Genomic DNA, 14,711 nt, shown 5'->3' on the forward strand with positions numbered 1-14,711 from the left:
GCGAAGGGCCGGTTTGGCCCTGGACACCCTTCGGCGGATAGCCTTCCCGCCGTGCCGAAACCCGATCAAATCACCGTGAGTCCGCCCCGCCCGGCCGGGACCGCCGCCCTGCCGCTCGCCGAACTGGCCCGCCAGCTAGGCCTCGATCCCGTCGAGGGGGGCCTCGTCAGCGGCGTCACCCACGACTCCCGGGCGGTGCGCCCCGGCGACGTGTACGTGGCCTTCCCCGGCGCCAACCACCACGGCGCGGCCTTCGCGGCCCAGGCCGCGGCGGCGGGCGCGGCGGCGCTGCTCACCGACCCGGCCGGCGCCGAGCTGGCGGCCGGCACCGGCCTGCCGCTGCTGGTCGTCGACCGGCCGCGGGCCCGGATGGGCGAGCTCGCGGCAGCCGTCTACGGCCGCCCCTCCGAGCGGCTGCTGATGATCGGGCTGACCGGCACCAACGGCAAGACCACCACCTCCTACCTGGTCGAGGGCGGCCTGCTCGGCGCCGGGCGCGCCCCCGGGGTGATCGGCACCGTCGAGATGCGGGTCGGCGACGAGCGGATCAAGAGCGAGCGCACCACCCCCGAGGCCACCGACCTGCACGCGATCCTCGGCGTGATGGCCGAGCGCGGCGCGGACGCGGTGACCATGGAGGTCTCCAGCCACGCGCTGGTCTACGGCCGCACCGACGGGGTGACGTACGACGTCTCCCTGTTCAACAACCTCACCCCCGAGCACCTCGACTTCCACCCGGACATGGAGGACTACTTCCAGGCGAAGGCCCGGCTCTTCCAGCCCGGCAAGTCCCGCCACGGCGTGGTCAACGTGGACGACGAGTACGGCCGCCGGCTGGCCGCCGAGGCCAAGATCCCGGTGACCACCTTCTCCGCCACCGGCGCCGTCGAGGCCGACTGGCGGGCCGTGGACGTCCAGCTCGGCCCGGTCGGCTCCACCTTCCGGGTGCTCGGCCCGGACGGCGCCGAGGCCGACGCGGCCGTGCCGCTGCCCGGCCCGTTCAACGTGGCCAACGCGCTCGCCGCGATCACCCTGCTGGTCGCCGCCGGCCTGCCGCTGGAGCGGGCCGTGGCCGGCGTCGCCGCGGTGCCCGGCGTGCCGGGCCGGCTGGAGCGGGTGGACGCCGGGCAGGCGTTCGTCGCCGTGGTCGACTACGCGCACAAGCCGGACGCCCTCCAGGCCGTCCTCGGCTCGCTGCGCGAGGTCACCAAGGGCCGGCTGCACGTCGTCGTCGGCTGCGGCGGAGACCGGGACCCGCACAAGCGCGGCCCGATGGGCGCCATCGCCGCCCGGCTCGCCGACACCGCCCTGCTGACCAGCGACAACCCGCGCAGCGAAGACCCGCTGGCGATCCTCGCCAGCATGCTGACCGGCGCCGCCGCGGTGCCCGAGGCCGAGCGCGGGACCGTCCTGGTCGTCCCCGACCGGGCCGAGGCGATCCGGATCGCCGTCGCCCGCGCCCACGCCGGGGACACCGTGCTGGTGGCCGGCAAGGGCCACGAACTTGGCCAGTACGTACGAGACGAGATCCGCCCCTTCGACGACCGGGAGGTGCTGCGCGAATCCATCACGCAGACCACGGCCGCCCGGGGCGACCGAGGAGTAGAGCAGCAGTGATCGCACTGACCCTCGCCGAGGTGGCCGCCGCAGTCGGGGGCACCCTGGACGGCGCCGACCCCGGCGCCCTGGTGACCGGCCCGGTCGAGGTCGACTCGCGGAAGGTGCGCCCCGGCGGCCTGTTCGCGGCCTTCGTCGGCGAGCGCGCGGACGGCCACGACTACGCGGACGTCGCGGTCGGGGCCGGCGCCGTCGCGGTGCTGGCCGACCGCCCGGTCGGCGTGCCCGCCGTCCTGGTCGACAGTGTGGTGGACGCGCTCGGCAAGCTGGCCCGGGCCGTGGTCGCCCGCGCCGAGGGCACCGCCGTCGTCGCGCTGACCGGCTCGGCCGGCAAGACCAGCACCAAGGACCTGATCGCCCAGCTGCTGCAGCGCCTCGGCGACACGGTCTACCCGCCCGGCTCGCTCAACAACGAGATCGGCCACCCGATGACCGCTCTGCGGGTCGAGCCCGGCACCCGGCACCTGGTCATGGAGATGGGCGCCCGGCACAAGGGCGACATCGAGTACCTCACCTCGATCACGCCGCCCCGGATCGGCGTGGTGCTGAACGTCGGCACCGCGCACGTCGGCGAGTTCGGCTCGCAGGAGGCGATCGCCGAGGCCAAGGGCGAACTCGTCGAGGCGCTGCCCGCCGACGGCGCCGCGATCCTCAACGCGGACGACCGGCTGGTGCGCGCGATGGCCGGCCGTACCAGGGCGAAGGTGGTCCTGTTCGGGGAATCCCCGGATGCCCACGTCCGCGCGACGAACGTTCGGCTGGACGCCGCCGGACGGCCATCCTTCACGCTCACCACCCCGGCCGGTTCCGCGCCCGTGCAGCTGCGCCTGTACGGTGAGCACCACGTCTCGAACGCCCTCGCCGCCGCTGCGGTGGCGGTGGAGCTCGGGATGTCCGTCGACGACACCGCGACCGCCCTGGGCGAAGCGGGTGCGCTGTCCCGCTGGCGCATGGAGGTCGTCGACCGGGCCGATGGTGTCACCGTCGTCAACGACGCCTACAACGCGAACCCCGACTCGATGCGGGCCGCGCTGCGGGCGCTGGTCTCGATGGGGGGACGCGGCCCGGAGCGCCGCCGCACCTGGGCGGTGCTCGGCGAGATGCGGGAGCTCGGCGAGGAGAGCCTGGCCGAGCACGACGCCATCGGGCGGCTCGCCGTCCGACTGGACGTCACCAAGCTGGTGGCGGTCGGTGGACGCGAGGCGGCCTGCATGGAACTCGGCGCGAGGAACGAAGGTTCGTGGGGTGAGGAGTCGGTGCTGGTGTCCGACGCGGACGCGGCGGTCGAGCTGCTGCGCAGTCAACTTCGGCCGGGGGATGTGGTCCTGGTGAAGGCGTCCCGTTCGGTGGGGCTGGAGAAGGTGGCCGAGGCCCTCCTCTCGGACGGTGTGGCCGCGTAATGAAGCAGATCCTCTTCTCCGGCATGATCGGCCTGATCCTGTCGCTGGTCGGTACCCCCGCCCTGATCAAGCTGCTCGCCCGGCAGGGCTACGGCCAGTACATCCGCGACGACGGGCCGAAGGCGCACCACAGCAAGAAGGGCACGCCCACCATGGGCGGCATCGCCTTCATTATGGCGACCCTGATCGCCTACTTCGGGACCAAGGCGATAACGGGCGAGAGCCCGACGGCCTCCGGCCTGCTGGTGCTCTTCCTGACGACCGGTCTGGGCCTGGTCGGCTTCCTGGACGACTACATCAAGGTGGTCAAGCGCCGCTCGCTCGGTCTGCGGGCCAAGGCGAAGCTGGCCGGCCAGTCCATCGTCGGCCTGGCCTTCGCCGTGCTGGCGCTGCAGTTCCAGGACGACCGCGGGCTCACCCCGGCGTCCCAGCACCTGTCCTTCGTCCGGGACTACGGCTGGTCGATCGGCCCCGTGCTGTTCGTCATCTTCGCCTACTTCATGATCGCCGCGACCTCCAACGGCGTGAACCTGACGGACGGTCTGGACGGCCTCGCCACCGGTGCCTCGGTGATGGCCTTCGGCGCCTACACCTTCATCGGCGTCTGGGAGTACGGGCAGAGCTGCGCCTACTCCGTCACCGCGACCGTCAGCTGCTACGACGTCCGCGACCCGCTGGACCTCGCGGTGGTCGCCGCCGCCCTGATGGGCTCCTGCTTCGGCTTCCTCTGGTGGAACACCTCGCCCGCCAAGATCTTCATGGGCGACACCGGCTCGCTCGCCCTCGGCGGCGCCCTGGCCGGCCTGGCGATCTGCTCGCGCACCGAGCTGCTGCTGATCCTGCTCGGCGGCCTCTTCATGATCATCACCCTGTCGGTGATCATCCAGGTCGGCTCGTTCCGGATGACCGGCAAGCGCGTCTTCAAGATGGCGCCACTGCAGCACCACTTCGAACTCAAGGGCTGGAGCGAAGTCCTGGTCGTGGTCCGGTTCTGGATCATCCAGGGACTCTGCGTGGCCGTCGGCCTCGGCCTCTTCTACGCGGGATACCGGACCGGATGACGAACCCTGACTTTGCGAACCTGCCCGTCGTCGTCGCCGGGCTCGGTGTCTCCGGCATCAGCGCCGCGCGCGTCCTGCACGGCCTCGGCGCCCGCGTCACCGTGGTGGACGGCGGCAGCGGCGCGGGCCTGACCGCCCGGGCCGCCGAGCTGGAGGCGCTCGGCGTCACCGTCCGCCTCGGCGACGGCGACAGCCTGCCCGAGGGCACCCGGCTGGTCGTCACCTCGCCCGGCTGGGCGCCCGACCGCCCGCTGTTCGCCGCCGCCGCGGCGGCCGGCATCGAGGTCTGGGGCGACGTCGAACTCGCCTGGCGCCTGCGCCGGCCGCTGCCCGCCACCGGCGAGCCCGCCCCCTGGCTGGCCGTCACCGGCACCAACGGCAAGACCACCACCGTCCAGATGCTCGCCTCGATCCTCACCGCCGCCGGGAAGCGCACCGCCGCCGTCGGCAACGTCGGGGTGTCGGTCCTGGACGCGGTCCTCGCCGAGGAGCCGTACGACGTGCTCGCCGTCGAGCTCTCCAGCTACCAGCTGCACTGGGCGCCCTCGCTGCGCCCGCACTCGGCGGTCGTGCTCAACCTGGCCCCCGACCACCTCGACTGGCACGGCTCGATGGAGGCGTACGCCGCCGACAAGGGCCGGATCTACCAGGGCAACACCGTCGCCTGCGTGTACAACCTGGCCGACCCGGCCACCGAGGCGCTGGTCCGCGAGGCCGACGTCGAGGAGGGCTGCCGGGCGATCGGCTTCGGCCTCGGCGCGCCCGCCCTGTCGAACCTCGGCGTGGTGGACGGGCTGCTGGTGGACCGCGCGTTCGTGGCCGACCGGGCCAAGAACGCGGCCGAGCTGGGCACCGTCGAGGACGTCAGCCCACCCGTCGCCCACCACCACCCTTCCGAGGAAGGCGCTGCGCGCCGCCCCGCTGCCCCGCACAACATCGCCAACGCGCTCGCCGCGGCGGCGCTGGCCCGGGCGTACGGCGTCGAGCCGAAGGCCGTCCGGGAGGGCCTGCGGGCCTTCCGCCCGGACGCCCACCGGATCGCCGAGGTCGGCGTGGTCGACGAGGTCACCTACATCGACGACTCCAAGGCCACCAACACCCACGCCGCCGCCGCCTCGCTGGCCGCCTACCGGCCGGTCGTCTGGATCGCCGGCGGCCTGGCCAAGGGCGCGACCTTCGACGACCTGGTCCAGGGCGCGGCCGGGCGGCTGCGCGCCGCCGTGCTGATCGGCGAGGACCGCGCGCTGATCCGGGAGGCGCTGGAGCGACACGCTCCGGATGTCCCGGTGATCGAGGCGGCCGAGGGCCAGACTGGCGCGGTGGCGATGGCGGAGGTCGTCCGGACGGCCGCCTCGCTCGCCCGGCCGGGTGACACGGTGCTGCTGGCACCGGCCTGCGCCTCGATGGACATGTTCACCAACTACGGCGAGCGCGGCGACCTCTTCGCCGCCGAGGTCCGGCAGCTGGCGGACCGCGGGGAGTGAGCCGAAGGGCCGTACCGGGCCGGAGCGGCCCGGCGGCGGGTGAGCCGTGAAGAGAGAGTGAGCGGGGAGTGGCTGGGCAGGGCAGGGCGGGTTCCGGAGCACCGGAGCGGGAGGCCGCCGAGCCGTGGCGCGTGATCTCGGCCACCACGACCAAGTACAAGTCGGCCGGACCGCTGGCCCGGGTGCGGGCCTTCCGGTACCGGGTGCGGTACTGGCTGGACCGGCCGCTCACGCCCTACCTGCTCGTCATCGGCACGACGCTGCTGCTGGTGGTGCTCGGCCTGATGATGGTCTTCTCGGCCTCGCAGATCCTCGCCCTGGGCCAGCACCACTCGGCGCAGTACTACTTCCTCAAGCAGCTGATCGCGGCCATCCTCGGCCTGGTCCTGCTGATCGGCTTCGCCTCCGTGCCGCTGGCGGTGCTGCGGGTGATCGTCTACCCGGTGATGTTCGGGGTGATCGGCGCGCTCGCGCTGGTCGCCGTACCCGGCATCGGGGTGCGGATCAACGGCAACCAGAACTGGCTGGACTTCGGCTTCTTCCAGTTCCAGCCCTCGGAGTTCGCCAAGCTCGCGCTGGTGCTCTGGGGCGCCGACCTGCTCGCCCGCAAGCAGAAGGCCGGCACCCTCACCACCTGGAAGCACCTGCTCGTCCCGCTGGTGCCGGGCGCCCTGCTGCTGCTCGCGCTGATCATGCTCGGCGGCGACATGGGCACCTCGATGATCCTGGTGGCGATGCTGTTCGCGCTGCTCTGGATGGTCGGCGCGCCGCTGCGGCTGTTCGTGGCCACCGTCGGGGTGGCCGTGGTCGTCTGCACCGCGCTGGTGATCACCGTCCCGCACCGGGCGGAGCGCCTGGGCTGCATCGGCGTCACCAAGCCCGACCCGGACGGGGCCTGCTTCCAGGCGCTGCACGGCGTGTACTCGTTCGCGCTCGGCGGAGGCTTCGGCACCGGTCTCGGTGCCGGCGTGGAGAAATGGGGCCAGCTGCCCGAGGCGCACACCGACTTCATCTTCGCCGCGACCGGCGAGGAACTGGGCCTGGTGGGGACGCTGTCGGTGATCGGTCTCTTCGCGGCACTAGGCTACGCGGGTATCCGTGTGGCCATCGGTACGAAGGACCCCTTCGTCAGGTACGCCGCGGGAGCCGCCACCACCTGGATCATGGCGCAGGCCATGATCAACCTGGGGTCGGCGCTGGGACTGCTGCCCATCGCGGGCGTCCCGCTCCCGCTGTTCTCCTACGGCGGTTCCGCCATGCTGTCGGCCATGTCCGCGATCGGTGTGCTGCTGTGCCTGGCGCGCAGCACCTCGGGCGCGAAGGCGGCGCTGGCCGCCCGGAGCAAGAACTCCCGGATCAGGAGACGACTGGCCCGGGTGCTGCCACGACGACGAACCACAGCGCGCCCGGCCCCGGGGCCGGCACGCAGGGAGCGGTGAATTTCGGTGCATGTCGTACTCGCCGGCGGGGGGACCGCCGGTCACATCGAGCCGGCGCTGGCCCTCGCGGACGCCCTCCGCAGGCACGACCCGTCCATCGGGATCACCGCCCTGGGAACCGAGCGCGGACTGGAGACCCGGCTGGTGCCGGAACGCGGCTACCAGCTGGAGCTGATTCCGGCCGTCCCGCTGCCCCGCAAGCCCACCCCCGAGCTGATCACCGTCCCCGGCCGGCTGCGCGGCACCGTCCGGGCCGCCCAGGAGATCATCGAGCGGGTCAACGCGGACGCCGTGGTCGGCTTCGGCGGCTACGTCGCGATGCCCGCCTACCTGGCCGCCAAGCGGGCCGGCGTGCCGATCGTGGTGCACGAGGCGAACGCCCGTCCGGGCCTGGCCAACAAGATCGGCGCCCGCTACACGGACTTCGTCGCGGTCTCCACGCCGGACAGCAAGCTGCGCGACTCCCGGTACATCGGCATCCCGCTGCGCCGGACCATCGCCACCCTGGACCGGGGCGCCGCCAGGCCGGAGGCCCGGCACTACTTCGGCCTCGACCAGCGGCTGCCCACCCTGCTGGTCTCCGGCGGCTCCCAGGGCGCGCGCCGGCTCAACGAGGTGGTCACCGCGATCGCCCCGCGGCTCCAGCAGTACGGCGTGCAGATCCTGCACGCCGTCGGCCCGAAGAACGAGCTGCCGCAGGTCGAGGACATCCCCGGGATGCCGCCGTACCGCGCGGTGCCGTACGTCGACCGGATGGACCTCGCCTACGCGGCGGCGGACCTGATGCTCTGCCGGGCCGGCGCCATGACCGTCGCCGAGCTGGCCGCCGTCGGGCTGCCCGCCGCGTTCGTCCCGCTGCCGATCGGCAACGGCGAGCAGCGGCTGAACGCCCAGCCGATGGTCAAGGCCGGCGGCGGCCTGCTGGTGGACGACGCCGAGCTGACCCCGGAGTGGGTGCTGCAGAACGTGCTGCCGGTGCTCACCGACCCGCAGCGGCTGTGGGACATGAGCCGGGCCGCCGCCGAGTTCGGCCGCCGGGACGCCGACGACCTGCTGGTCGGCATGGTCTACGAGGCGATCCAGGCCTCCCGCGGCGGCCGCCGCCGTGGCTGACGGCCGGCTCGCCGACCCGCTGGAGGAAGAGCTGGAGGCCGAGGAGTCCGCTCCTCGGCTCCGGCTCTCCCGGCGGGGCATCGTGGTGCTGAGCGTGCTCGGCGCCGCGGTGCTGGGCGTGCTGGCCTGGGTGGTGTTCTTCTCCTCGGTGCTGGACGTGCGCGAGGTCGCGGTCCAGGGGCCGAAGGACGAGAAGCTGACGGCGGACCAGGTCCGCGAGGCGATCGGCGGGATCGGTGACGGCCCGCTGGCCAGAGTGGACCTGGACGCCGTCCAGCGCCGGGTGGAGGCGATCCCCCGGGTGGCGAAGGCCGAGGTGTGGCGGGGCTGGCCGCACACCCTGCGGGTGAAGGTCGTCCAGCGCACGGCGGTGGCCGCCGTCAAGGGGGAGGACGGTCAGTTCACCCAGGTGGACGCCGCCGGCGTGAGCTTCGCCACCGAGGCGGCCCCGCCGGAGGGGGTGCCGGTGGTGGAACTGCGGCTCAGTCAGCAGGCCAAGGACGCGGACGGGGTGATCTCCCGTTCGCAGCTGGTTCAGGGCGCGGTGTCGGTGGCCGCCGGACTGCCGCCCGAGGTGGCGAAGCGGGCCGGAGCGGTGCTGGTGCACTCGTACGACGATATTCAGCTGCAGCTCAGCGGGGGTGCGACGGTGCGCTGGGGGAGCCCGGAGCAGACCGACCGCAAGGCCCGGACACTGGTCGCGTTGATGGCTCAGAAGGGCTCGAACTTCGACGTGAGTGCGCCGGAGGCGCCGGCGGTGTCGGGATGATCCGGTAGGTTCTGTGCCTGAGGGAGGGGTTGACGCTGTGAAGTGTCGGCCCGACCCTTGGTGGTCACCCCGGTTTCATGTGCCGGCCGATGATCACATAGGCTCAAAAGAAAAGGGGAAGCTCGGCGTGTTCGTTGAAACACGTGCCTGGAGCCACCTAGTGTCCTGTGTCACCAGACTGTGCCCCCTGGTGATGTGACGGAGGCACAGGACTAACCCTAAAGGTCAAGTTTAGGGTTGGGGTCGGCGGTCGGCATTTCGGACATTCAGTCGGAAACCAGGCTCCCTACCCATCGACATCCGTCGGTACGATCCCCCGTCGGGTCGGGCCGACCCGGAAATTCGAGGCGAGAGGCCTTCGACGTGGCAGCACCGCAGAACTACCTCGCAGTCATCAAGGTCGTCGGAATCGGCGGCGGTGGTGTCAACGCCATCAACCGGATGATCGAGGTCGGTCTCAAGGGCGTCGAGTTCATCGCGATCAACACCGATGCGCAGGCCCTCCTGATGAGCGACGCCGACGTCAAGCTCGATGTGGGCCGTGAACTCACCCGGGGCCTCGGCGCCGGCGCCAACCCCGAGGTCGGCCGCAAGGCCGCCGAGGACCACCGCGAGGAGATCGAGGAGGTCCTCAAGGGGGCCGACATGGTCTTCGTCACCGCGGGTGAGGGTGGTGGCACGGGCACGGGCGGCGCGCCCGTGGTCGCCAACATCGCCCGTTCGCTCGGCGCCCTGACCATCGGCGTGGTCACCCGCCCCTTCACCTTCGAGGGCCGCCGCCGCGCCAACCAGGCCGAGGACGGCATCGCGAGCCTGCGCGAAGAGGTCGACACCCTCATCGTGATCCCCAACGACCGGCTGCTGTCCATCTCGGACCGCCAGGTCAGCGTGCTCGACGCGTTCCGCTCGGCCGACCAGGTCCTGCTCTCCGGTGTCCAGGGCATCACCGACCTGATCACCACCCCCGGCCTGATCAACCTCGACTTCGCCGACGTCAAGTCCGTCATGTCGGAGGCCGGTTCGGCGCTCATGGGCATCGGTTCGGCCCGCGGCGAGGACCGTGCCAAGGCGGCCGCCGTGATGGCGATCTCCTCGCCGCTGCTGGAGGCCTCGATCGACGGCGCCCGCGGCGTGCTGCTCTCCATCTCGGGCGGCTCCGACCTCGGCCTGTTCGAGATCAACGAGTCGGCCCAGCTGGTCAGCGAGGCCGCGCACCCCGAGGCCAACATCATCTTCGGCGCGGTCATCGACGACGCGCTCGGCGACGAGGTCCGGGTCACCGTCATCGCGGCCGGCTTCGACGGCGGGCAGCCGCCGGCGATCGTCCGCGACCCGGTGGTCAAGGCCACCCCCGCCGCCGCGGCCACGCCGTCGGCCGCCCCGGAGCGCCCGGCCACCCGGCCGTCCTACGGGAGCATCGGCTCGGTGACGTCGCGTTCGGAGGGGGAGACCCACGCCGCGCCGCGCGCCACCGAGACCGTGACCACCGCCCCGGTGCCGCCGCAGGTGCAGCCGGTCCGGCAGCCGTTCGTCGAGAGCCCGGCGGAGGAGCTCGACGTCCCGGATTTCCTTAAGTGATCGATCACGCCGTACGCGCGGGTGCTCACTTCGCCTTCACCGACAGGTGGGGCGGGGTGAGCACTTCGCCGTACGGGGAGCTCAACCTCGGCGGGGCGGTGGGGGACGACCCGGAGACCGTCCGGGAGAACCGGGCGATCGCCGCCGGGGAGCTCGGGCTCGACCCGGCCGACGTGGTCTGGATGAACCAGGTGCACGGCGCGCGGGTCGCCGTGGTGACGCAGCGCCAGTCGCCGGGGGACGCCCCCACGGTGGACGCGGTGGTCACCGACCGGCCGCTCGCGCTCGCCGTCCTGACCGCCGACTGCACTCCGGTGCTGCTGGCCGACCCGGTGGCGGGCGTGGTGGGCGCGGCCCACGCGGGCCGGCCCGGGCTGGCGGCCGGGGTGGTGCCCGCGGTCGTGCGGGCGATGGTCGAACTGGGGGCCGAACCCGGCCGGATCGCCGCGGCCACCGGCCCGTCGGTCTGCGGCCGGTGCTACGAGGTGCCGGCCGGCCTGCGGGCGGAGGTCGCCGCGGTGGTGCCCGCCGCGTTCGCCGAGACCTCCTGGGGAACACCGGCGCTGGACGTGGCCGAGGGAGTCGCGGCCCAGCTGGCCGCCGCCGGGGTCACCGGGTTGGTGCGGTCACCGGTCTGCACCCTCGAATCCGCGGATCACTACTCCTATCGCCGCGAGCAGCGCACCGGCCGGCTCGCGAGCTACGTCTGGTTGGGCTCTGATCATTGATGACGAACGACATCTACGGACCGTTCCCGGGGAGTCGCGGCGGCCTTCCCGACCAGAGCTGGCTGGAGACCCTGACGGAGGGGCAGCGGGCCCGGTACGAGGAGCTGGGGACCAACCTCGACGTGGTCGAGCGGCGGATCGCCGACGCCTGCGCGGCTGCCGGACGGCCGCGCGACGAGGTCACCCTGGTCGTCGTCACCAAGACCTACCCCGCCGAGGACACCGCGTTGTTGGCCGGACTGGGTGTGACGGATGTCGCGGAGAACCGCGACCAGGACGCCGCACCCAAGGCAGAGCAGTGCAGAAACCTTCCTCTTGACTGGCACTTCGTCGGACAGCTGCAGACCAACAAGGTCCGCTCGGTCGTCCGGTACGCGAACCACGTGCACTCGGTGGACCGGCTGCGGCTGGTCGGGTCGCTCTCCGCGGCGGTGCTCAAGTCCGAGCGCCCGGAGCTGGGTTGCCTGGTGCAGGTGGCCCTGGACAAGGAGCACGGCGAGGGGGCCCACCGGGCCGGAGTCGCCCCGGAGGACGTCGCGGAACTCACGGACGCGATCGCCGACACGCCCGGCCTGCGGCTGGACGGTGTGATGACCGTCGCTCCGTTGGCCGGTCCGCTCGCCGGAGACCCGCTCCGTGCCTTCGAGCGGCTGACGGAAATCGCAACCGCAGTACGCGCGACCCATCCTGCTGCCACCATGGTCTCCGCAGGAATGAGCGGTGACCTTGAGCAGGCGATTGCCGCCGGGGCGACACATGTGCGCGTCGGAACGGCGGTACTCGGAGTGAGGTCACCCCTCAGGTAACGTCACCGGGTAGTAGATCAGACTGCAGGACAAAATAGGACAGAATCTAGCAGCTCCTCGGAGCGCTAGCGAACCGTGGATCGCAGCTCCGCGGCCCCCACCCCACGAACTCTGACCGGCCGTCGGCCTGACGGGCCGTCGTGGGTGGACCGCGGAATCCGCAGGCAGGGCCGCACGGCCTGGCCGCCGGGACGGAGCCGGTCCGCACGGAGCGAGCAGAGCGAGCGACCATCGGAAGGTGCGCGTTTCGCGAAGCCGCCACCGAGCGCCAGCGAGGTGGCTATGAGCGGAGGAGACAGGAGCATGGCCGGCGCAATGCGCAAGATGGCGGTCTACCTCGGCCTCGTGGAGGACGAGACGTACGACGGTCAGGGGTACGACCCTGACGACGACTACGACGCGGACCCCGAGCCGATTCGAACGGGACAGCGGACCGAGGACATCCCCCGGCCGGCCGCCGCGCCCGCCCCGGTCTCCTCGATCACTCCGCAGCCGGTCCCGGCCGCGGTGCCGATCCGGCAGGAGACCCCGAGGATGGCCCCAGTGTCGTCCATCACACCCGAACGCCGCCACAACCTGGAGAAGAGCGCCCCGGTGATCATGCCCAAGGTAGTGAACGAACGAGAGCCCTACCGCATCACCACGCTGCACCCGCGGACCTACAACGAGGCCCGTACCATCGGGGAACAGTTCCGTGGCGGGACCCCCGTGATCATGAATCTGACCGAGATGGACGACACCGACGCGAAGCGACTCGTAGACTTCGCCGCTGGACTCGTCTTCGGTCTGCACGGCAGTATCGAGCGCGTGACACAGAAGGTGTTCCTGCTGTCGCCTGCTAACGTCGATGTCACGGCGGAGGACAAGGCTCGGATCGCCGAGGGTGGGTTCTTCAACCAGAGCTGACCCGGCCACGACTTTACGTGTGGATCTGATCAACAGTGGATTAGCGACAGGTGACGAGCGGCAGGCCCAAGGGCCCGGAACCGGGGAGAGGGAAACGCGATGGACATCGTGTGGGCGGTGCTCTACTACGCCCTGACCGTCTTCCTGGTGTTCCTGCTCGTGCGACTGGTCATGGACTGGGTCTTCCAGTTCGCGCGTTCGTGGCGGCCCGGCAAGGCCATGGTCCTGGTCCTGGAGGCCACGTACACTGTCACGGATCCGCCGCTCAAGCTTCTTCGGCGGTTCATTCCGCCGTTGCGTTTCGGGGGCGTGGCGCTCGACCTGTCCTTCTTCGTACTGATGATCATTGTGTATGTCCTGATCTCGCTTGTGCGGCCCTAGTCGTAGGTGAGCGATGCGACAGGATGCCGGTGTGCCGACGATCACGTTGAGGTGAAGAGATGCCATTGACCCCCGAGGACGTTCGGAACAAGCAGTTCACGACCGTCCGCCTGCGCGAAGGCTATGACGAGGACGAGGTCGATGCCTTCCTCGACGAGGTCGAAGGAGAGCTGACCCGCCTGCTTCGCGAGAACGAGGACCTGCGCGCCAAGCTGGCCGCCGCGACTCGCGCCGCCGCGCAGAACCAGGCGAACATGCGGAAGGAGCCGCCGCAGGACGCCCGTTCGGGCGCCCCCGTTCCGGCCGCCATATCCGGCCCGCCGGTTCCCGGCCAGCAGGGCCCCGGCCCGCAGCAGCAGCAGATGGGCCCCGGTGGTCCGCAGCAGCAGCAGATGGGCGGCCCGCAGCAGCAGCAGATGGGCAACCAGCCGCTCGGCCTGCCCTCCGGCGCCCCGCAGCTCCCCGCCGGCCCCCAGCAGATGGGCGGCCAGCAGCAGCAGATGAACCAGACCATGGGCGGCCAGCAGCAGCTGGTCCAGCCGATGGGCGGTCAGATGCTCCAGCCCATGGGCGGCCCCGGTGGCCCGCAGCAGATGGGCAACCCGATGGGCCAGGGCATGGGCCAGCAGCAGCAGATGCAGCCGATGGGCGGCCCCATGGGCGGCCCGCAGCAGCAGATGGGCGGCCCCATGGGTGCCCCCATGCAGCAGCAGGGCCCCGGTGGCGACAGTGCCGCCCGCGTCCTGGCGCTCGCTCAGCAGACCGCCGACCAGGCGATCTCGGAGGCCCGTTCCGAGGCCAACAAGATCGTCGGCGAGGCCCGCAGCCGCGCCGAGGGCCTGGAGCGCGACGCCCGTGCCAAGGCCGACGCCCTGGAGCGGGACGCGCAGGAGAAGCACCGCGTCGCGATGGGCTCGCTGGAGTCCGCGCGCGCCACGCTGGAGCGCAAGGTCGAGGACCTGCGGGCGTTCGAGCGCGAGTACCGGACGCGCCTCAAGTCGTACCTGGAGACCCAGCTGCGCCAGCTGGAGTCGCAGGCCGACGACTCGCTCGCCCCGCCGCGGATCCCCGCCACCGCGTCGCTGCCGCCGGCGGCCTCGTCGATGGCTCCGGCCGGTGCCGGTGCGATGAGCGGTGCCCCGGCCTTCGGTGGCAACCAGCCGGCCTTCGGCGGCAACGCGCCGTCGTTCGGCGGGCAGAGTTCCTTCGGCGGCAACCCGCCGGCGCCGAGCTTCGGCGGCCAGGCGTCCGGTGGCAACACCGGCGCGCCGCAGATGCAGCCGGCCGGGATGACGCAGCCGATGGCGGCCGTCCGCCCGCAGCCTCCGCAGCCGATGCAGCAGGCGCCGGCGCCGATGCGGGGCTTCCTGATCGACGAGGACGGCGACAACTGAGGTTGTAGCGCGGCCTTTTGAGAGCGCCCCCTGTC

13 protein-coding genes are annotated in these 14,711 nt (G+C 72.0%); all 13 read left to right on the forward strand.

Annotated elements, in window-relative coordinates; genetic code table 11:
• Nucleotides 1–51: 51 nt before the first annotated feature.
• Entirely contained in the window at nucleotides 52–1,617 is a 1,566-nt protein-coding gene (locus AB0O19_RS09470; protein ID WP_063347240.1) for a UDP-N-acetylmuramoyl-L-alanyl-D-glutamate--2,6-diaminopimelate ligase, read from the forward strand.
• Complete coding sequence (gene murF, locus AB0O19_RS09475; RefSeq protein ID WP_363618877.1) at nucleotides 1,614–3,017, forward strand: UDP-N-acetylmuramoyl-tripeptide--D-alanyl-D-alanine ligase; 1,404 nt, start codon at nucleotides 1,614–1,616, stop codon at nucleotides 3,015–3,017. The genes AB0O19_RS09470 and murF overlap by 4 nt, the downstream gene beginning before the upstream one ends.
• Nucleotides 3,017–4,078 (forward strand): phospho-N-acetylmuramoyl-pentapeptide-transferase, encoded by a 1,062-nt coding sequence (mraY, locus tag AB0O19_RS09480; protein ID WP_363618878.1) that lies wholly within the window; start codon nucleotides 3,017–3,019, stop codon nucleotides 4,076–4,078. The genes murF and mraY overlap by 1 nt, the downstream gene beginning before the upstream one ends.
• Nucleotides 4,075–5,562 carry a UDP-N-acetylmuramoyl-L-alanine--D-glutamate ligase gene (murD, locus tag AB0O19_RS09485; RefSeq protein WP_363582924.1) on the forward strand — a complete coding sequence of 496 codons (1,488 nt, stop codon included), beginning with the start codon at nucleotides 4,075–4,077 and terminating at the stop codon, nucleotides 5,560–5,562. Before mraY ends, murD begins: the two co-directional genes overlap by 4 nt.
• Nucleotides 5,563–5,735: 173 nt before the next feature.
• Complete coding sequence (ftsW, locus tag AB0O19_RS09490) at nucleotides 5,736–7,001, forward strand: putative lipid II flippase FtsW (RefSeq protein ID WP_350884436.1); 1,266 nt, start codon at nucleotides 5,736–5,738, stop codon at nucleotides 6,999–7,001.
• Between the two features lie 6 nt (nucleotides 7,002–7,007).
• Nucleotides 7,008–8,114 carry an undecaprenyldiphospho-muramoylpentapeptide beta-N-acetylglucosaminyltransferase gene (gene murG / locus AB0O19_RS09495; protein ID WP_063347235.1) on the forward strand — a complete coding sequence of 369 codons (1,107 nt, stop codon included), beginning with the start codon at nucleotides 7,008–7,010 and terminating at the stop codon, nucleotides 8,112–8,114.
• Entirely contained in the window at nucleotides 8,107–8,883 is a 777-nt protein-coding gene (locus tag AB0O19_RS09500; protein ID WP_363582922.1) for an FtsQ-type POTRA domain-containing protein, read from the forward strand. The genes murG and AB0O19_RS09500 overlap by 8 nt, the downstream gene beginning before the upstream one ends.
• Nucleotides 8,884–9,246: 363 nt before the next feature.
• Nucleotides 9,247–10,461, forward strand: coding sequence for a cell division protein FtsZ (ftsZ, locus tag AB0O19_RS09505; RefSeq protein WP_363618879.1), 1,215 nt, complete (start codon nucleotides 9,247–9,249; stop codon nucleotides 10,459–10,461).
• Entirely contained in the window at nucleotides 10,458–11,189 is a 732-nt protein-coding gene (pgeF, locus tag AB0O19_RS09510) for a peptidoglycan editing factor PgeF (RefSeq protein ID WP_363618880.1), read from the forward strand. The genes ftsZ and pgeF overlap by 4 nt, the downstream gene beginning before the upstream one ends.
• A 71-nt stretch (nucleotides 11,190–11,260) precedes the next feature.
• Nucleotides 11,261–11,995: a YggS family pyridoxal phosphate-dependent enzyme gene (locus tag AB0O19_RS09515; protein ID WP_363619073.1), complete on the forward strand. Its 735-nt coding sequence runs from the start codon at nucleotides 11,261–11,263 to the stop codon at nucleotides 11,993–11,995.
• A 303-nt stretch (nucleotides 11,996–12,298) separates the two neighbouring features.
• Nucleotides 12,299–12,901, forward strand: coding sequence for a cell division protein SepF (gene sepF / locus AB0O19_RS09520; protein WP_031071810.1), 603 nt, complete (start codon nucleotides 12,299–12,301; stop codon nucleotides 12,899–12,901).
• A 99-nt stretch (nucleotides 12,902–13,000) separates the two neighbouring features.
• On the forward strand, nucleotides 13,001–13,282 hold the full coding sequence (locus AB0O19_RS09525) for a YggT family protein (protein ID WP_063347232.1): 282 nt from the start codon (nucleotides 13,001–13,003) through the stop codon (nucleotides 13,280–13,282).
• Between the two features lie 59 nt (nucleotides 13,283–13,341).
• Nucleotides 13,342–14,676 carry a DivIVA domain-containing protein gene (locus AB0O19_RS09530; protein WP_363618881.1) on the forward strand — a complete coding sequence of 445 codons (1,335 nt, stop codon included), beginning with the start codon at nucleotides 13,342–13,344 and terminating at the stop codon, nucleotides 14,674–14,676.
• Nucleotides 14,677–14,711 lie beyond the last annotated feature (35 nt).

This window comes from Kitasatospora sp. NPDC091276 (assembly GCF_040684355.1).
GTDB lineage: Bacteria > Actinomycetota > Actinomycetes > Streptomycetales > Streptomycetaceae > Kitasatospora.